The following is an 18,269-nucleotide window of genomic DNA, read 5'->3' as shown; positions in this document are numbered from 1 at the left end:
ACTCGCTGCTACGCCGTCGGATCTCGTGTAAGTGACCCAACCTTGGCCGGCAGGGCCCCTCTCCCCGCTTTGCTGATCAATTGACCTGCCGTATGCATTTCGTTAGCTGCCGCGGCGAGCTCATCAATCACCGCCTGAGTGGTGGTGCACTCGCTCCCCCTCCGCCCAACCACCGACCTCGCCCAATCAAGAGCCTTCGCCGCATTCGCCGCCCAACTGACCGGTCGCGACAGCAAGCACTCGACACAAACCGGCTCAAGCCCCGGCTCCGGCAACACCCCCAACGCCATGAGCAACGACGAAATCGAACGACCCACCGGCCCCGCCGGCATCACCCCCGCTTCATAGTTATCAAGCCAGAAGTCGATTTCATCGCTACTGATCGCCACGTCCGCGCCGTTATCGGTTTTGACGCTACCGGGACGGGACACCACACGCCCGTCCGGCGAATACCCATAACTAACCGACAACTGCCGTTGAACAAAGCCATTCGCCTGCGTCGCCAACTCGACGTACCAGAACTTGCTGACGCGCCCACGCACGTCGTATCCGACCGTGACGTCGACACCCTGGTCAGAAAGGTTCAGCGGCCGATGCGCTGCATCCCTGATGTAAATAACAACCGCCCGACCGCTAACCGCTTCACGCCAGTTCCGGCTATTGCCGCTCGCATCCGTTGTCAGATACCAGTCCTCGCTCAACACGCCATTCGCGTACACCTGCAACGTCTTCAGGTGATTGAAAGAGTCGTATGTCATCCCATACGTACGCGTCTGGCCGCCCGCGGTCGACGCATCGAACCCACGCGCGCCAGTCGGGTCATCCGTCGTCAGTTCGCTAACGCCGGTCGGGTTGCCGCCCGCGTCGTAGACAAACGCGCGAATTTTCCCCGGCATCGCCACCATCGATGCGTGCGGATGGTTTTCAGCACGCCAGCCGCCGAATACGTTTCCCGCGTATCGTTCGTCAGATCCGGTGACCGTCCACTCCGTCGCGCTCTGCGCAAGCGTGAACGGCATGCCGCCACTTGCTTTCCACTGCACTGCGTCCTTGACGAACGTGAGCTTCGAGCCATCGTCGCGGTAAGCAATCACCTGAGCGGACGCGCCGCTCGACTTCGCGACGTCCAGCTGACGCTGCCAGTTATGAAACCAGTTAGTACCGAAACCTGAGTCGGTCCGCGTGAATGGCGCGGAGCGATACGTCCGTTTGAATACGAGCGGCAGGTCGCCGCCGCTGACGAAGTCGGTCTCGCTGACCGTCGTCACGCCGGTCGCCGGATACACCGGGTCGGCGACCGGACAGCTTGCCTCGGGCGGCGGCGTCGAAGGCGTAGCACAATAGCTGTCGATCAGATCGAGTCGGTTGATGCAGCTATAGTTGCCCATTCCGCCGGGCGTGCCGCCGGCAACACTAATCGCACATCCCCGCGTGCCCGGCACAGCGCGCGATTGCGAATAAAGTCCGAAACACGACACATCGCCCGAACCGGCGTGCACATCCGTTGCGAATGCAACGATCAAACCAGCCGCGAGTACATGTACGGCGCGCAGGCACGCGCGATTCAGCCACCCTCGGTCAACCATGATCTCTCCAGATTCATTGTTCGATTTCCCTTTGGTGAACAGGTACGTCAAACATATCGAGAGAAACGGGTTTTGAATCTACGAACGCGCTGATTCGGGGGCAGAAATTTCGGCTATGGGCAGCGGTAAGGAACGAGGCAAGAAGGCGACGGAGGGAATCGCACGCCTGCGTCAGAGATCAGCTACTTAACTTCCGGAAAGCACTCATATGCCGGACCAGTCCCTGCTTGTCGCCAAGCTGCTCCTTGAGAAGTGCGAGGTTGTGATGCGCGTCGGCATAATTCGGATTGATCTCGAGAGACCGCGCGTAACTCCGCTCGGCATCCTTGAGCCTGCCGAGCAGTTCAAGCGCAACCGCACGGTTAAAGTGAAGAACGGCGTCTTCGGGAAAGTACCCGATCGCTTCGTCAAAGACGGCTAACGCATCCTGACAACGCCCTTCGTCCTCGCACAGCAACGCGCCGAGGTCGACATACGCGCCATAGAACGGCAAAGGTGAAACCGCCAGCGCCTTACGATAAGCGTGCTCTGCTTCTCCAGCTTCCCCATCGGCCGCCAGTTGATCCGCAAGCGCGTACCACTCGTGCGCCTGCGCGCGAGCGTCTTTCTTCGCAGGAGACGCATCGAGAAAAACCACATCGCCTTTGATATCCGCAACCTCGAAATCGAAAGCGAGCTGCCCCGTGTTCGCATCCCACTGCGACGGGCCGGTCCTGACCATGATCGTGTTGCCGAGCGCGCTCACGCGTATGCCGGATAGCGGAATCTCGTCGGGAAGTTGCGTGCGCAAGCGTGCTAGCGCAGTGAGAATCTTGCGCGAGGAAATCCGCGCCGATTGCAGCTGAAACGCGGTACGCAGAAGCACGACATCCTGAAACGTGAAGCGCAGCTCGTTGCGCGGCCCACGCGCCGGTGTAACGAAGCCCTCGTCGATCAGGCCCGCGAGCACGCTGCGCGACACCCCGAGCAACGACTGGAGCTTCCGTACCGAGATGTCGTGGCGATTGTTCTTCTGCTTCACTTGCGAGCACGGACCTTGGCCGGAGCCGCTGCGGACGGAGCGGCCGCTTTCGCCGCGCGCTGCGCGGGTTTCCTCGCGCGCGGCGCCGGCATTTCGGTTACCTGAGCCTCCTCCGCCGCCTTACGCGCAACAGGCTTTTGCCGAGCACCGCCACCGCCGCCCTTCGACAGGCTCGCGCGCAACGCTTCCATCAGATCGATCACCTGGCCGCCGGACTCGCTCTCCACCGGTTCGTTGGATACGATCTCCTTGCCCTCGATTTTCCGATCGATCGCAGCGAGAATCCGCTTCTTCTCTTCATTCTCGTAGGCAGCCGGGTCGTAGTGATCCTCTGTGCCCTGCTCGATAATCTGCAATGCGAGCTTGAGTTCCGCCGCGGACACGGGCACATGCTCGATATGCAAATCGGCAAGCGAGCGCACTTCGTCGGCAAACAGCAGTTGCTGGAAGATAAGTCCGTCTTCCGTCGGGCGGATCAGCACGATGTGTGTTTTGCCCTTCGATGCCCATTTCGCCAATGCGCCGCGCTGGCTTTCGAGCAGTGCCTGCTGCAGCAGGCTATACGGCTTGCCGCCGCGTTTATCGGGCGCAATGAAATACGCCTTGTCGTAGTAAAGGGGATCGACGGATTTTTCGGGGATGAAAGCGACGATCTCCACGACGTGGCTCGCGCTATCCTCGAGTGCCTTCAATTCGTCTGCAGTAAATACGACGAACCGGTCCTTTTCGAACTCGTAGCCCTTGTTCATCGCGCCGCGCTCGACGATCTGGCCAGTCGCTTCTGAAATGTACTGCTGCTTGACCCGCGAGCCGTCCGGCGCAAGCAGATTGAAGCGGACGTCCGCCGAACTCTCGGTTGCGGAGTAAAGCTTGACAGGTATTGAAACAAGACCGAAAGACAGAGAAAGCGATGCGATCGAGCGCGCAGGCATGGGCTTCTCCTCATGAGCCGGCACAAGGACGCCGGCTCCAGCGGCAACGCCATCCCGCCTCGCGGCGGGTGGCTCCGTTCGACCCCGACACGGGCCGATTCCGAGAGAATAGCACCGCTGACGTTTCCCCCGGTTCGACGGCAACGCGTGCTACGTCACAAACGGCAGTTTGCTATCCCGCGCCGAGGTCAACATCGACAACGTGATCTTGCGGACCTCGAGCTTGCTTTGCGTGATATGCGCATTAAGCATGATCCGTGCCTCGGTCAGTTTGCCGCGCTCGATCAGGTGAAGAATCGTCGAATGCTCGTCATAGGTCGCGGTGGTGCGATGCGGCTTCAGAAAATCCAGACGCCGCACGATGCGAATGCGCTCGGTCACTTCGTCATGGACGCGTAGCATCTCGAGATTGCCCGCCGCCCTGACCAGCCCGCGATGAAACTGCTCGTCCATCCTGAACATATCGACTGCATCGCGCGTGCGGTCCTGTTCGGCAACGCACCATATCCGATCGAGTTCGCCGAGCAGCGGATGGGTCGCCGCATTCATCGTCAACCGCTCGAGCGAGGCGGTTTCGAGCACGATGCGCAGGTCGTAAAGCTGATCGAGCCGCTCGAAATCGACCGCGGCCACTTTCCAACCGCGCCGGAATCCGACTTCGAGATAGCCTTCGCGCGCAAGGCGGAACAACGCATCGCGCATCGGGGTGCGCGACACGCCGTAGTACTGCGCGATATCGTTCTCCGAAAAGCGGTCGCCGGGAAACAGCCGGAAACTGAAAACATCGTGCTTGAGCCGCTGATAGACCTCTTCCGCGAGCGGATTCGCTCGAGACGCGGCCTTTTCCGGCCCGGCATGCTCCTCATCGGCGAGCATGGGCCACCCCGATACCTCAGCCATGTGCGCACCGCCGTTCATAAACCGGAGCGCGTCGCATCAGCGCGTATCGATCAGGCTGACGTGGGCGGCCACGATGGTCCAGCCGTCGAACACCCCGCCCGTGTCGAAACGCACCCATGTCTGCATCTGCCTCCCGAGCAGCGGCGTCTCGTCGCTGGTGAATTCCGTGCTCACGGTCGCGTGATCGTTGCCGTATGCCGTCACGACCGTACGATGAAGCCGCCGCGAGCGCGGCACGGGGGCACACGTCTCGCGCCAGCGGCGGATCGCGTCGCCGCCGTGCTGCACCTCTGCGATGCCGTAGCGCACGGTTTGCTGCGCATGCCAGAACAGCGCGTTCATGGTCGCGATATCGTTGTCGACCAGTGCGCGCTCATAGGCATCGAATGCCGCCGTGACTTGCGCAATCACGTCCGGACGATTCAGCTCGCTCATCGATACCGTCATCCTCATGCCTCCATCAGGTTCGCAAGCGTCGCCGTCCAACCGACAATCGCCCCCTGCGAACGCATCATCGCCAGCGTTGCTTCCTTGAAGGCCGGAATGTAGCTCGCCGTCGCATCTTCGATCAGCAGGCATTCGTAGCCGCGGTCGTTCGCTTCGCGCATCGTCGTCTGCACGCAGACTTCGGTCGTCACGCCCGCGAGAATCAGGTGCGTAATCGCGCGCAACGCGAGTTCCTCCGCAAGGCGTGTTGCATAGAACGCGCCCTTGCCGGGCTTGTCGATCACGATCTCGCCGCCGGCCGGCGCGAGTGCGTCGACGATCGCGTTGCCCGGCTCCCCGCGCACGAGGATCCGGCCCATCGGCCCCCGATCGCCGATGCGTGCGAGCGGCGTACCGCGCGCACGCTTGGCCGGGTGACAATCGGATAAATCCGTTGCGTGCGATTCGCGCGTGTGCACGACGAGCCAACCCTGCGCGCGCGCATGCGCGAGCAGCGCCGCGACCGTCGGCACAATCGAGGCGAGCAGCGACACGTCGTTGCCGAGTGCAGCGCCGAAACCGCCGGGCTCGATAAAGTCGCGTTGCATGTCGATCACGACCAGCGCGGTGCGGTGCGGGTCGAAATGAAACGGAAAAGGTTGCGCGCCGCTCACCGTTTGCATCGCTCAGCCTCGCGAGCCGTTGCGGTAATGCCGCTCGGGAGCCGGAAAACCGCACGACGTGCCGTCCGTGACGCGCACCTCGTGCTCCCACGGTAACCGGTATTCGCCGCGCACGAGGTCCTGCATGAACGTATAGGGGCAATCGCGCGCGCCGCCCTTCACCGCGACATAGCCGCGATGACCGAGTTGATAGAGGTTGTTTTCCACGCCCCAGTGAACGCGCGCTTCGCGCACGAGATCGGGCCGCATTTCACAGGTGATGATCTCGTCGGGACGATGGCTTCCTTCGACGAGCACGGTGCCGTCGAAATCGCAGAACATGCCTTCGCCCATCGAATCGAACGTGCCGTCGCTGCCGCACAGGCACACGCTCGCGGTCTGCGCAAGATTCTGGAACGCATTGGCCTGGTTCGTGACGCGCCAGGCGTGACGGATCGGCGCCGTGTAGCCGGCCGTGCGCAAGATGATTTCCGCCCCTTTATAGGCGGCTTCTCGCGCCATCTCGGGAAACATGCCGTCGTGGCAAATGATCAGCGACAGCATCGCGCCGTTCGGCCCCTTGCAGACCGGCACGCCGAGATCGCCGGGCTCCCAGGGCTCGACCGGCACCCACGGATGCAGCTTTCGATAATAGAGCTGCACGACACCGTCGCTGTCGATCACGATGCCGCTGTTATACGGATTCCCGCCGGCATTGCGCTCCATGATCGAGAAGCAGCCCCAGATGCGGTGCTCGATACAGGCAGCCTTGAACGCCGCCACTTCGGGGCCGTCGAGACTGCACATGATCGCGTCGTCGGTGCGCATCGATAGCCCGTGCAGCGCGTATTCGGGAAACACGACGAGGTCCATCGCCGGGTTGTTGCGGCGCGCCTTGCCCACCAGTTCGACGATCCGCTGCGTCTGCGCGGCCAGTTGTGCCGGCGTTTCGACATCGGGGTTCTGCAATTGCACGAGGCCGACCACGATCCCATTCGGTGATCTGTTCAATCCACCCAATCCACTCGAACTCATTGCTGTCCTCTCTCCTAGGTCAGATACCCGCATGCACGGGAGCCGCCACGTCCGCACGTTCCGTGCTCGCATCGCCGTGTCCCGCCATATGACGGCCGAGCAACACCCGGTCCGCCTGTTCCGCAGCCGTTTCGAACACGATGCGGCCGTCGGCCATTACCGCGATGCGATCCGCGAGCTCGAGCAGTTCGTCGAGATCTTCGCTGACGAGCAAGACGGCGGCGCCCGCGGCCCGCGCGGCTAGAATCCGCGCATGAATATCGGCCACCGATGCGAAATCGAGGCCGAACACGGGGTTGGCCACGATCAGCACGTCGACGGGCTGGCCAAGCTCGCGCGCGAGCACCGCGCGTTGCACATTGCCGCCCGACAAGGTGCCGATTGCACGCTCGGGCACCGGCGGCCGCACGTTGAATTCGGCAATCAGTTTCTGTGCGCGCGCGCGCAGCGCGCGGCGGTCGAGGCGCCAGCCGCCGCGCTTGAACGGCGCCCGGTCGAATTCGCGCAACGCGAGATTCTCGGCGACGCTCATGCCGGCCACACAGGCATTGCGCAGCGGCTCCTCCGGAAGCGCGAATACGCGCAGGCGCGTCATCGCTTCGCGCGTCGCACGATACGGCTCGCCCATCACGCGCATTTCGCCGGCCTCGGCGCGGCGCTGTCCGACGAGCGCATCGATCAACTCCTTCTGGCCGTTGCCCGAGACACCCGCGATGCCGAGAATCTCGCCCGCACGCACCGCGATCGATACCCCACGCACCGCGCGATGGCCGCGATCGTCGCCCACGCTCAGTTCACGCAATTCGAGCCGGACCGGCGCGTCGGTTGCCACGGCGCCGCGCGGCAGTCGGCGCGCATCGAGTTCCGCGGCCGCGCGCGGATCCCGCGTGCCCTCGTCGCCCATCATCCATGCGGCAAGCCGGTCGCGGTCGGTGTCGCACACGGCGCTCGTGCCGACCCAGCGCCCCTTGCGCAATACCGTCACGTCGTTCGCATAGGCATCGACTTCACGAAACTTGTGCGTGATCATCAGCACGGTCAGTTCGCCGCGCGCGGTCAGCTCGCGCATCAGACCGAGCACCTCGTCGGCCTCCTGCGGCGTCAGCACCGAGGTCGGTTCGTCGAGAATCAGGAAGCGCTGGCGCAAATAAAGCTGCTTCAATATTTCGAGCTTCTGCTTCTCGCCGGCCGCGAGGCCCGCAACGGGCGCATCGAGCCGCAAACGGAACGGCATGGCGCGCATGAACGTATCGAGCGCCGCGCGCTCCGCGGCCCAGTCGATGCGCCACGGCACGCGACCGCGCGCAAGCAGCAGGTTCTCTTCGACCGACAGGCCCGCGGCCAGTGTGAAGTGCTGATACACCATGCCGATGCCGAGCGCCTGCGCGTCGCGCGGCGACGCTATGTGAACCTGACGGCCGTCGGCGACGATCTCGCCGTCGTCCAGCACGCCGTAGCCGACGAGCCCTTTGACGAGCGTGCTCTTGCCCGCGCCGTTTTCGCCGAGCAGCGCGTGTATCGTGCCGGCGCGCACCTTCAGCGAGACGCCGTCGAGCGCGCAAAACGCGCCGAACCGTTTCGTCGCGTTCAGCACCTCGATGCCGACTGCGCGAGCGGCCGTCGACACGATCAACTCCCGAGCGCCGCGAGCAGCGCCGCCGAATCCGAAACGGTGCCGAACACGCCGCCCTGCATGAGGATCATCTTCAGCGCCGCCTCGTGATTGCCGGCGTCGGTTGCGCCGCAACAGTCCGCAAGCACCATGCATTCGAAGCCGCGATCGTTCGCCTCGCGCATCGTCGTATGCACGCAGACGTCGGTGGTAATGCCCGTCAGCACGAGATTCGCAATCCCGCGCGTGCGCAGAATCAGTTCGAGATCGGTCGCGCAGAACGAGCCTTTGCCGGGCTTGTCGATGACGATCTCTCCGGGCAGCGGCGCAAGTTCGTCGATGATTTGCCAGCCCGGTTCGCCGCGCACCAGAATCCGGCCGCATGGCCCATCGTCGCCGATACCGATGCCGTCGGTGCCGGCCCGGCGGCTGCGCCAGCGCTTGTTCGCGGGCAGATCGGACAGATCGGGCCGATGCCCTTCGCGCGTGTGGATGATCGTGAAGCCCAGTTCGCGCATGAGCCCCAGCACCGATTTGATCGGCGTGATCGGCGCACGCGTGAGCGACAGGTCGTAGCCCATCTTGTCGACATAGCCGCCGATGCCGCAAAAATCCGTCTGCATGTCGATGATCACGAGCGCGGTGTTATCCGCGCGCAGCGCACCGTCGTAGGGCCACGGGTACGGACGGGCTTCGATAAAACGGTTCATGGTCGTGCTCTCTTGCGGGTTCGTAGGGCAAACGGCGTTCATCTCAGGTGCGCATCATCGCGTCAGGCTCAATTCGCCCGGCGCGCCGGCGAGCGTGCGATCAGGCCGGCAATTGACGATCATGATGACGAGCGTCAGCAGATAAGGCGCGGCGTTGAACAGGTAGTAACCGCTCGTCACGCCGATCGCCTGCAGCGCGGGCCCGAGCGCACCGGCTGCGCCGAACAGCAACGCGGCCGCGAGGCATGCGAGCGGTCTCCAGCGCGCGAAAATCACGAGCGCCACCGCCATCAGCCCCTGGCCGCTCGACAGCCCTTCGTTCCAGCTGCCTGGATAGACGAGCGATAGATAAGCGCCGCCGATGCCCGCGAACATGCCCCCTACCGCAGTCGCCGCAACGCGTACACGCGTGATCGGATAGCCCATCGCCCGCGCGCTCTCCTCGTTTTCGCCGACGAGGCGCAGCACCATGCCCCAGCGCGTATGACGCAAGCCCCATTGCAATGCGAAGGCGAGCACGACGCCGATCGCGAACAGCGGATTCACATGCAAGGCCTCGCGCACCTGGGGCGATGCCGACGCATCGCCGAGATGAAGCGACGCGAGCATCGGCGCCTGCGGCTCGATAAAGGGCTTGCCGAGATAGAACGCAAGGCCGGTGCCGATCAGCATCAATGCGATACCGAAAGCGATATCCGACACGCGAGGCAACGAACAGACGAGCCCGTGCAAGCAACCGAGCAACAGGCCCGCGCCACCGGCGGCGAGCACGCCGGCCCACGGCGAACCGGACACGAACGATGCGGCGTAACCGGTCATCGCCCCCGATACCAGAATGCCCTCGAGACCGAGATTGACGCGGCCGCCCTTCTCGGTCAGGCATTCGCCGAGACTGACGAACAGATAGGGCGTGCTGACGCGAATCGCGCCCGCGACGAGCGATAGCGCGAGCACGGCGAGAGTCGAATGCGGATCAGGCATGAGTACGCTCCAGTTGCACGCCCGCTTCTCCGTTACGCGCGGCCGATTGCAGCCTCGTGCGCCACGCCGCGAGGCGTGTGCTCAAGGTCTCCCAGGCGAGCAGATTGGCGAACAGCAAGCCTTGTAGAAACAGCGTGGTCGCATCGGGCAGGCCGAGGCGGCGCTGCAGCAAGCTGCCGCTCGCTTCGATCCCGCCGACGAGCACGGCGCACAGCATGATCGCGAGCGGGTTCTGCCGCGCGGCAAAGGCGACGAGAATGCCCGCATAGCCGTATCCGGCGAGCAGCGACGCGTTCGCGCTGCCCTGCACGGCCGCGACTTCGAACATGCCCGCAAGGCCCGCAGACGCACCGCCCAGCACACAGGCGGCGAACGCGAGCCGGTTCACCGGCAAGCCGACGAGCCGCGCCGCACGAAAGTTGCCGCCGGCGACACGCATCGCGAAACCGTGCGTGCTGTGCCGCACGAACACCCAGGCCGCGATGCTCGCGAGCACGCCCCAGAACAGCCCCCAATGCACGTCGAGGCCAGGCATCGAACCGATCGCGAGCGCGTCGGGCAACGGCGGCGTCGAGGGCTTGTTCAGGCTGGCCGGATCGCGCAGCGGCCCTTCTACGAGCTGTTTGAAAACCGCGATCGCGATATACGACATCAGGAGGCTGCTGATCGTCTCGTTGACACCGCGCCACTGGCGCAGCGCACCCACCGCGCCGATCCAGACACCGCCTGCCGCCATGCCGGCGAACGCCATCAACGGCAGCGCGACGAGCCAAGGCAACCCATGCGGCACCGCCTGTGCAGCGACTGCCGCCGCGAGACCGCCGAGCGCAAGCGCGCCCTCGCCGCCGATCACGATCAGCCCGACCTGCGCGGGCAGCGCGACGCACAGCGCCGTGAGCATCAGCGGCGCGGCCCGCAGCAGCGTGTTTTGCCATGCAAACCACGAACCGAACGCACCCTCGCCGATAAGTCCTAGCGCTTGTGCGGCAGGCTGCCCCTGCACGAGCAGGAACAGCGAAAACAGCAGCAGCGTGCACACGAACGCGCATAGTGTCGGCACGGCCGGCAGCATGCCGAGCATGAATCTCGTCCTGCCGCCCGTCGCACTCGCGCTGGCTGAAACATCGGAACGCATCGTCACTCCTTGCCTCGGACCGAACCGGACCACCGCACGAACGTCAGGCGCGGCTCCCTGCAACGACCGCGACGGTCAGATCTGCCCCACCACGCCCGAAACGAGATAGTTCATGCTTTCGAGTGCGATATCGGTTTGCGGATGCGCCACGCCGGCCGCGATCACGCTCGCACCTTTGTTGTCCTTGATCGGCCCCTTGAAGATCGTGTAGTCGCCTGCCACCATCTTCGCTTTGACCGAATCGGCGTTCGATCGCGCATCGGCACCGACCTTCGGCCCGTACGGCGACATCTTCACGAAGCCTTCCTTGAGGCCGCCGCGCATCAGGTTCTGTTGCGGCTGCCCGTTTTGCGCGGACGCGACGATGGTCTTGAACGGCGTTGCCCAATCCCATTCGGCGCCGGTCAGATAGCCTTTCGGCGCGAGCGCCGCCTGGCTTGCGTGATAGCCGCAGCTCATCGCACCGCGCTTTTCCGCGGTCTCGACCACCACCTTTGGACCGTCGACGTGGCAGGTGATCACATCGCACCCCTGGTCGACGAGACTGTTGGTCGCCTCGGCCTCCTTGATCGGCATCGACCAGTCGCCGGTAAAAATCACATGTGTCGTGATCGACGGATCGACCGATTGCGCGCCAAGCGTAAACGCATTGATATTGCGCAGCACCTGCGGAATCGGCTTCGCCGCGACGAAGCCAAGCTTCCTGCTTTTGCTCGTATGACCAGCCACCACGCCGTTCAGATACTGGCACTCGTCGATGTAACCGAAATAGCTCGTGATATTGGCCGGATTGCCGCTCTTCCACAGTCCGCCGCAATGTGCGAAGCGCACCTTCGGATACTTCGCGGCCACTTTCAGCACATGCGGATCGAAGTAACCGAACGACGTCGCGAAGATCAGCGTCGCGCCGTCCTGCTCGATCATCGCCTCCATGGTTTTCTGAACAGCCACCGTCTCAGGCACGTTCTCTTCTTCGACGACCTTCACATTCGGCAGCTTTTTGATCACCGCGGCGGCCTGAGCCTGCGCCTGGTTGTAGCCGTAGTCGCCGCGCGCGCCGACGTAGATCACACCGACCGTCAGATCGCCGGCGGCAAACGCCACGTCGAACGGCAGCGCGCTGCCGAGCGCGAACGCGCCGATCTGTTTGATGAAGTCGCGGCGATGGGTCATGGTCTGGATTCCTGTCTGTCGTGGTTGACTGCTGCATGGACTGCCGCGTGGACGATCGCGCGCATCTTGCGTTCAATCTTGGATACAAGTTCCGGCGGGGAGGTTGCAGCTTTCGTGCCGGTTCTTGCGCAAGATGGCGTCAAGCCATACCGGACAACGATTTGCGGGCGGCGATCAGGCATGCGAGCGACTCAGGCGAAATCGCTCGCATGATCCAGCGTGATTCGAACAGGTCATGATTTGGTGCAGCCTTCCCAGCAATCGTGCGCGAAATAGCGCACACGAAGGGCGTGCATCCGAATGAAACAGCCCTCGCCTAGGGCTTGACCGCGATTACGTCGATCTCCACCACCCACTCGGGCCGCGCAAGCGCGGTCACGGTCAGCCCCGTCGACACCGCATGCACGCCTTTGAGCCAACGGCCGACCACGCGATACACCGCTTCGCGATAGCGAATATCGGTCAGATAGATCGTAATCTTGCAGATATCGTCGAGTTTGCTGCCGGCTTCCTCGAGCAGCATCTTGACGTTCGACATCGCTTTCTCGGCCTGCGCGGCCGCATCGCCGATACCGACCGATTCGCGCGTATCGAGATCCTGGCCGATCTGGCCACGCAGGAAGACCATCTTGCCGGCCACGACAGCCTGCGAAAGGTCATTGTCGAGCCGTTGCTCGGGATACGTGTCGCGCGTATTGAACGGCCGGATGCGAATATGTTCCATCAGTTAGCGCCCCTTGTCGAAATAGCCTGCACGGATCGCGCTGCCGATCAGGTTCAGAATCAGCCGTCCCGCCGTGATGCACGAAATCTGATTGACGTCCTTCTCCGGCTGGATTTCGACGATATCCATCCCCACCACGCGCCCCTTCTTCACGAGACCGTGAATCAGCTTGCGCGCCTGCACGAACGTCACGCCGCCGGGCGCCGGACCGGCCACGGCCGGCATCGCCGACGGGTCGAGACCGTCGGCGTCGATCGTCAGATAGTAGTTGCCGCCGTCGGGAATACGCGCGAGCACGGCGTCCATGCCCACGTCGTGCAACTCGTAAGCGGTCACGAGCTCCGAGCCGTATGCACGCGCCGCGCGCAACTCCTCGGGGCGGCCGCTGCCTTGCGCCCGCAGGCCGATCTGCACGATGCGATCGACGTGCGCCATCTCCGACGCGCGGCGGATCGGGCTCGACAGCCCGTCGCGCACGCCGTTCACTTCGTCGCGCCAGTCGAGATGCGCGTCGACATGCACGAGCGTGATCGGCGCAAGGCTATCGAATGCGCGCAGTACAGGTGTCGTGATGCCGTGGTCGCCGCCCATCACGATCGGCAGCGCGCCCGCCGCGAGAATCTTGCGCACGGCGGCTTCTGCGCGCTGATAGTGGCTGCCGGGCGCCGCGAGGTCGGCCATCACGTCGCCGCAGTCGACAAAACGGATATCGTCGCGTTCCTGCAAAAGCGGGCCGTCGATGTCGAAGTCGTAGTGGCCCGGCGAGCGCACGACGCGGTCCGTCGCTGCGCGGATTGCCGCCGGTGCGCGGGTCTGGTCGTTCGTGAAATCGGCCGCCGAATAGGCGGCGCCATACGGCATGCCGAGCACGGCAATGTCGGCTTCGAGGTGGTCGAGATCGAGCGCGAGCTCGGAATAAAGCAGCGTCTTGTGTCCGGTCTTCGGCGGCACCGTAAGCGGCGCAATATGCGGTCGTGTCATCGGGAAACTCCAGCGTGGCAAGAGGAACGGGAAGGAACTGCCTGAACGATCCTGATCGAGGTTCAGACGCGCCGGTAGCGCGTGGCATAGCGCTCGGTCCACTGGCCCGCAACGTCGAGCAGCACGCTGCACCCCCAATAGATCAGCGCGGTCGTGCCGAGCACTTCGACATAGGCGAACGTGTCCGCGGTCAGCAGATTGCTCTGGTACGTCAGTTCCGCGAGACTCATCACGGAGAACACCGACGAGTCCTTGAACATCATGATCGCGAGGCTCGTCGTCGCGGGCGCAAGGAATCCGACTATCTGCGGCAGCACGATATAACGCTGGATCTGCAGACCCGAAAGCCCGAGCGAGAGGCTTGCCTGCCATTGCCCGCGCGGCAGGCTCGCAAATGCGGCACGCAGGATTTCGCAGAAATAGCCGCCCGTATAGAACGCCGTCGCCGCGACGCCTATCGCAAACGCGGACAGCGTGACGCCCAGCTTCGGCAAGCCGAAAAAGGCCAGGTAGACGAGAATCAGAAACGGCACGTTGCGCACGATCTCCACATAGGCGAGCGCGAGCGCACGCAGCGCGGCCCACGGCGCCGCCCGGCAATACGCGGCGATCGTGCCGGCAACGATGCCGAGCGGAATGCCGAGCACGCAGACCTGCGCCGTGACCGCGAGGCCCTTGAGCAGCGGCCCCACCGACGACTCGACGACGGCAAGATCAATGGCCATGGGGCAATACCTTCGCGAAGCGCCGCTCGATCCGGCGCGAGGCCGACGATGCGACGAACAGGATGGCGAAATAGAGCGCGGCCGTCAGCGAAAAGAGCTGCAGCGGCAGATTCGTTTGCAGTGTCGCGTCGCGCGCGACGGTGGCGAGATCGTGCACGGCGATGATCGATATCAGCGAAGAGGCTTTGAGCAGCATCGTGAATTCGCTCGTCAACGGCGGAATCGAGCGGTAGAACAGCTGCGGAAACACGATGTAGCGCCACACCTGCAGCGTATTCATACCGAGCGCGCGTCCTGCAGGCACCTGGCCGCGCCCAAGCGTGTTGAGCGCACCGCGCAGGATTTCGGACACGTAGGCAGCCGTATTCAGCGCGAGCGCAAGAATGCCGGCCGGCAACGGCGCGATCGAAACGTTCAGCACCGCGGGCAATACGTAGTACGCGATCAGCATCTGGATCAGCGCGGGCGTGCCGCGAATCACGCTGACGTAGACGATCACGCACGCCGCCAGGAACCGGCCGCCATGTTGCCGAAGCAATAGCAGCACGCAGCCGATGACGATGCCGATCGCGAACGCAATGACACTGGCTACGATCGTTGTCGCCGCGCCCGCGGCGAAATCGCGAACGAACGGCGCGACGGTCGCAACGAGGCCATCGCCTGTCCCGGGCATGCGATGCGCCCGCTTTAGACCGCGCCTGCGGGCAGATAACCGCTCGTCGGCAAATTCATCGTGTAGCCGAACCACTTCTTCTGCATCTGCGCGAGCTGGCCGCTCTGCTCGAGCTGGGTCAGCGAAGTATTGATGAACGCGCGAATTTCCTTGTCCTGCGGATGCGCAACCCAGGCGAGCATCTTCGGTTCGCCGATTTTGCCGACCACACGATACTGGCCGGGCTCGCGCTTCATCATCACCGCGACGATATTCGACGGCATGATGCCGACATCGAGCGTTTTGTTCGACAACGCGACCATCACATCCGGATAGGCCTGAAACAGCTTCATGTCCGTATAGCCCGCGCCCTTCGCTTTCAGTTGCGTATCGAACGCCTGCGCGACAGGTTGCGACGACGAACCCATTTGCGTGCCGACCACATGCCCAGCGACATCGTCGGCCTTGTTGATGCGCGTGTCGTTCGAACGCACGACGAGCACGGTGTCGACGACGCCGACCGGCTCCGAAAACGCAAAGCGCTTTGCGCGTTCCGCATTGATGCCGACGCTCGTCGCGACAAAGTCGAACTTGTGCGCCATCAGGCCGGGCAGCAAGCCCTGGAACGGCAGGTTGACCTGATTGAGCGTCACACCGAGCTTGCCCGCCATGTACTCGAGAATGTCGTGACCGTAGCCGACCACCTGGCCGTTCTCGACGAACTCGAAAGGTTCGTAGGCCGCTTCCGTGCCGACCGTCAGCTTGCCCCGCTTGCGGATATCGTCGAGCGTGCCGCCCTCGGCGAAGGCGAGAGACGGCAAGGCAAGCGCGAGCGACACACCGCCCGCTACGGTCAGAAATTTGCGTCGGTCGAGCGAGAGCATGAGGTTCCCCGAGGTCGTGGCGGATCGAATTGGTGAATCGAATGTAGGCAGTCAAAATAGTTTTGGAAAACCATTTTTTCGCTGCTATGGTTTCGAAAACCAAAACCTTTCGCGTCCCTGCGCCATGAAGAAGATGGACCTGACCGAGCGCGACCTGCGCTCGCTTCGCGTTTTTTGCGCCGCCGCGCAGGCGAGCGGATTCGCCGCGGCCGAGCGCGCGCTGGCGATGTCGAAAGCGTCGATCAGCCGGCATATCAACGACGTCGAAGCGCGCCTCGGCGTCAAGCTATGCGAGCGCGGGCCCGGCGGCTTTCAGTTGACGGAAAGCGGCGCGGTCGCGCTGCGCGTCGCGATGCAGGCCCTCGAATCGCTCGAGCGCATCAAGCCCGAAGTCGATGCGGTGCGTGGCGTTCTGTCGGGGCCGCTGCTGCTCGGCACGTCCGAGCACGTCATGACCCATGAGGATTGCCATATTCCCGAGGCGCTCGCCGAACTGCAGCGCGTCGCGCCGCTCGTGCGGCCATCGCTGTCGGTGATGACCTTCAGCGATCTCAGCGCCGCACTAGCCGAGCGGCGTGTGCAGATCGCGATCCGCGGCGCGTACCGGCAAATGCGCACGTTTCGCCATTACCCGCTGTTCACGGAGACGCATCGCGTGTTCTATTGTCCGGCCGCCGTCGGCGAAATTCGTGCGAATGGCGACACGCGCGCGTTGCCGCTTGCGTACCGGCCGCATCCGTTCGTCGAAGATGCGCTCGTGAATCACGGATTCACGCAAGGCATGGAGGCAAGCGGCCTCGAAGCGATTGCGATGATGGTCGCATCGGGTCGATCGGTCGGCTTGCTGCCCGAACACTACGCGGCGCGGCTCTCGCCACGCTACGAATTCGACGTGCTGCCCGACTCGCCGTCCTATCCGATGCCGTTTTGCGCCATCGTGGAAGAAGCGCGGCCGCTCACGCGCAGCGCCGAGATGTTTCTGCAGTTGCTGCTCGATGCGCATCAGCGGCGCTCGGTTGCATCGCGCACTGACTGATCGACGACGAAGCCGTCGAAAATGAGGGCTGACATGTGCACGCCATTCACTCGTCGTGCACGACTACCATCTTGCCCCTCGCCTCGCCGGCTTCCATGATCCGATGCGTCTGCGGCACTTCGTCGAAGCGAAACACGCGCCACGGTTTGGCCGAGTATTTCCCCGCTTCGACATCGGCCGCAATCGCTTGCAGCGGCACTTCCGAAAGCGGAAATCCCGGCGTGCCGAATACGAAGCTGCCAAAGAAAGTCAGGTCGACGCCGCTCGGCATTTGCAGCAGCGGATTGAAATCGGCAATCGGCGCAAGGCCGCCGAGCCAGCCGGCCAGACACACCTTGCCGTCACGACGCACCATGTCGAGCGAATCGAGCACCGTGCTATTGCCGACGAGATCCAGCACAGCATCGATCTGCTTGCGCTCCGCGATATGTTTCGCCAGGTCCGGCCGTTCGATTTCGCATCGGCTCACGCCATGCGCCTTCAGTTGTTCGAAGCTCGACTCCTTCGAGGTCGTGCCGATCACTGTCACGCCGGCATTGACCGCGAGGTTGACCGCGGCGATTCCAAGTGCCGACGACGCACCGCGAATCACGATCGTCTGCCCGCGTTGAATCTTCAGGTTACGGAACAGCGTCGTCCATGACGTTGCGTACGATTGCGGAATCGCCGCAAGCTCTGCCCACGACAGATTCGATTCGATCGGCGTCACATTGCTGACGCGCGCCCGCGTGTACTCCGCATAACTGCCGTTGATCGTGCGGCCGAGGCCGCCCATCATCGTCGCGACCTTCGTGCCGACCGCGAATTCGCCACCCGGGCAGGCATCGACGATCCCGACGCATTCGATTCCGCTGACCGGCGCGGCTTCCGCCCATTCGCCGCGGCGCATATGCATCTCCGCATGGTTGATGCCGAACGCCTTGATCCTGATAACGACAGTTCCTGCCTCAGGTTCGGGCTTCGGAATGTCCTTGTACACCAGCGCTTCAAGACCGCCAAAACCATCCAGAACAATCGCCTTCACTTCGCTCTCCTGTAACGTCCAATTGAACCGTCGACTGACTTTCAGACATAACCGCACAGCATCAATCAGT

At 63.5% G+C, this 18,269-nt stretch carries 19 protein-coding genes; 1 reads left to right on the top strand and 18 read right to left on the bottom strand.

The window, feature by feature from the left end:
* Positions 1 to 8 precede the first annotated feature (8 nt).
* The 17 genes from QYH69_RS13005 to QYH69_RS12925 all read right to left on the bottom strand — a co-directional run bounded on the left by QYH69_RS13005 (position 9) and on the right by QYH69_RS12925 (position 16,139).
* Positions 9 to 1,586, bottom strand: a complete 1,578-nt coding sequence (locus QYH69_RS13005; protein ID WP_308832270.1) for a DUF6531 domain-containing protein — start codon at positions 1,584 to 1,586, stop codon at positions 9 to 11.
* A gap of 178 nt (positions 1,587 to 1,764) precedes the next feature.
* Positions 1,765 to 2,607 (bottom strand): tetratricopeptide repeat protein, encoded by an 843-nt coding sequence (locus QYH69_RS13000; protein WP_308832269.1) that lies wholly within the window; start codon positions 2,605 to 2,607, stop codon positions 1,765 to 1,767.
* Positions 2,604 to 3,539 (bottom strand): Ku protein, encoded by a 936-nt coding sequence (locus QYH69_RS12995; RefSeq protein ID WP_308832268.1) that lies wholly within the window; start codon positions 3,537 to 3,539, stop codon positions 2,604 to 2,606. Before QYH69_RS12995 ends, QYH69_RS13000 begins: the two co-directional genes overlap by 4 nt.
* A gap of 150 nt (positions 3,540 to 3,689) precedes the next feature.
* Entirely contained in the window at positions 3,690 to 4,415 is a 726-nt protein-coding gene (locus QYH69_RS12990; RefSeq protein WP_308832377.1) for a GntR family transcriptional regulator, read from the bottom strand.
* A gap of 60 nt (positions 4,416 to 4,475) precedes the next feature.
* On the bottom strand, positions 4,476 to 4,874 hold the full coding sequence (gene hpxZ / locus QYH69_RS12985) for an oxalurate catabolism protein HpxZ (protein WP_308832267.1): 399 nt from the start codon (positions 4,872 to 4,874) through the stop codon (positions 4,476 to 4,478).
* A 14-nt stretch (positions 4,875 to 4,888) separates the two neighbouring features.
* Entirely contained in the window at positions 4,889 to 5,548 is a 660-nt protein-coding gene (locus QYH69_RS12980) for an isochorismatase family cysteine hydrolase (protein ID WP_308832266.1), read from the bottom strand.
* A gap of 3 nt (positions 5,549 to 5,551) precedes the next feature.
* The gene (locus QYH69_RS12975) at positions 5,552 to 6,562 is read right to left on the bottom strand and encodes a formamidase (protein WP_308832265.1); all 1,011 of its coding nucleotides are present in this window, start codon (positions 6,560 to 6,562) and stop codon (positions 5,552 to 5,554) included.
* A gap of 19 nt (positions 6,563 to 6,581) precedes the next feature.
* Positions 6,582 to 8,189: an ABC transporter ATP-binding protein gene (locus tag QYH69_RS12970; protein ID WP_308832264.1), complete on the bottom strand. Its 1,608-nt coding sequence runs from the start codon at positions 8,187 to 8,189 to the stop codon at positions 6,582 to 6,584.
* Positions 8,190 to 8,191: 2 nt separating this feature from the next.
* On the bottom strand, positions 8,192 to 8,884 hold the full coding sequence (locus QYH69_RS12965) for an isochorismatase family cysteine hydrolase (protein ID WP_308832263.1): 693 nt from the start codon (positions 8,882 to 8,884) through the stop codon (positions 8,192 to 8,194).
* Positions 8,885 to 8,938: 54 nt separating this feature from the next.
* Positions 8,939 to 9,865 (bottom strand): ABC transporter permease, encoded by a 927-nt coding sequence (locus QYH69_RS12960; RefSeq protein WP_308832262.1) that lies wholly within the window; start codon positions 9,863 to 9,865, stop codon positions 8,939 to 8,941.
* On the bottom strand, positions 9,858 to 11,000 hold the full coding sequence (locus tag QYH69_RS12955) for an ABC transporter permease (protein WP_308832261.1): 1,143 nt from the start codon (positions 10,998 to 11,000) through the stop codon (positions 9,858 to 9,860). Before QYH69_RS12955 ends, QYH69_RS12960 begins: the two co-directional genes overlap by 8 nt.
* Positions 11,001 to 11,075: 75 nt before the next feature.
* On the bottom strand, positions 11,076 to 12,173 hold the full coding sequence (locus QYH69_RS12950) for a BMP family ABC transporter substrate-binding protein (RefSeq protein ID WP_308832260.1): 1,098 nt from the start codon (positions 12,171 to 12,173) through the stop codon (positions 11,076 to 11,078).
* A gap of 316 nt (positions 12,174 to 12,489) precedes the next feature.
* Positions 12,490 to 12,897 (bottom strand): RidA family protein, encoded by a 408-nt coding sequence (locus QYH69_RS12945; RefSeq protein WP_308832259.1) that lies wholly within the window; start codon positions 12,895 to 12,897, stop codon positions 12,490 to 12,492.
* A 3-nt stretch (positions 12,898 to 12,900) separates the two neighbouring features.
* Positions 12,901 to 13,878 (bottom strand): agmatinase, encoded by a 978-nt coding sequence (locus QYH69_RS12940; protein WP_308832258.1) that lies wholly within the window; start codon positions 13,876 to 13,878, stop codon positions 12,901 to 12,903.
* A 62-nt stretch (positions 13,879 to 13,940) separates the two neighbouring features.
* A complete protein-coding gene (locus QYH69_RS12935; protein ID WP_308832257.1) occupies positions 13,941 to 14,603 on the bottom strand; it encodes an amino acid ABC transporter permease in 663 nt (220 codons plus the stop codon).
* Positions 14,593 to 15,276 carry an amino acid ABC transporter permease gene (locus QYH69_RS12930; RefSeq protein ID WP_308832256.1) on the bottom strand — a complete coding sequence of 228 codons (684 nt, stop codon included), beginning with the start codon at positions 15,274 to 15,276 and terminating at the stop codon, positions 14,593 to 14,595. Before QYH69_RS12930 ends, QYH69_RS12935 begins: the two co-directional genes overlap by 11 nt.
* A gap of 14 nt (positions 15,277 to 15,290) precedes the next feature.
* On the bottom strand, positions 15,291 to 16,139 hold the full coding sequence (locus QYH69_RS12925; RefSeq protein ID WP_308832255.1) for a transporter substrate-binding domain-containing protein: 849 nt from the start codon (positions 16,137 to 16,139) through the stop codon (positions 15,291 to 15,293).
* 124 nt (positions 16,140 to 16,263) lie between these two features.
* Between QYH69_RS12925 and QYH69_RS12920 the strand changes: the two genes are divergently transcribed.
* Positions 16,264 to 17,175, top strand: coding sequence for a LysR family transcriptional regulator (locus tag QYH69_RS12920; RefSeq protein WP_308832254.1), 912 nt, complete (start codon positions 16,264 to 16,266; stop codon positions 17,173 to 17,175).
* A 46-nt stretch (positions 17,176 to 17,221) separates the two neighbouring features.
* Here the strand turns inward: QYH69_RS12920 and QYH69_RS12915 are convergent, their stop codons facing one another.
* Positions 17,222 to 18,199, bottom strand: a complete 978-nt coding sequence (locus tag QYH69_RS12915) for a zinc-binding alcohol dehydrogenase family protein (protein ID WP_308832253.1) — start codon at positions 18,197 to 18,199, stop codon at positions 17,222 to 17,224.
* Positions 18,200 to 18,269: the final 70 nt, after the last annotated feature.

Source organism: Paraburkholderia sp. SARCC-3016 (assembly GCF_031119615.1).
Classification (GTDB): domain Bacteria; phylum Pseudomonadota; class Gammaproteobacteria; order Burkholderiales; family Burkholderiaceae; genus Paraburkholderia.
The sequence above is the reverse complement of the archived record's forward strand: the minus strand, read 5'-3'. Positions and strand labels throughout refer to the sequence as shown.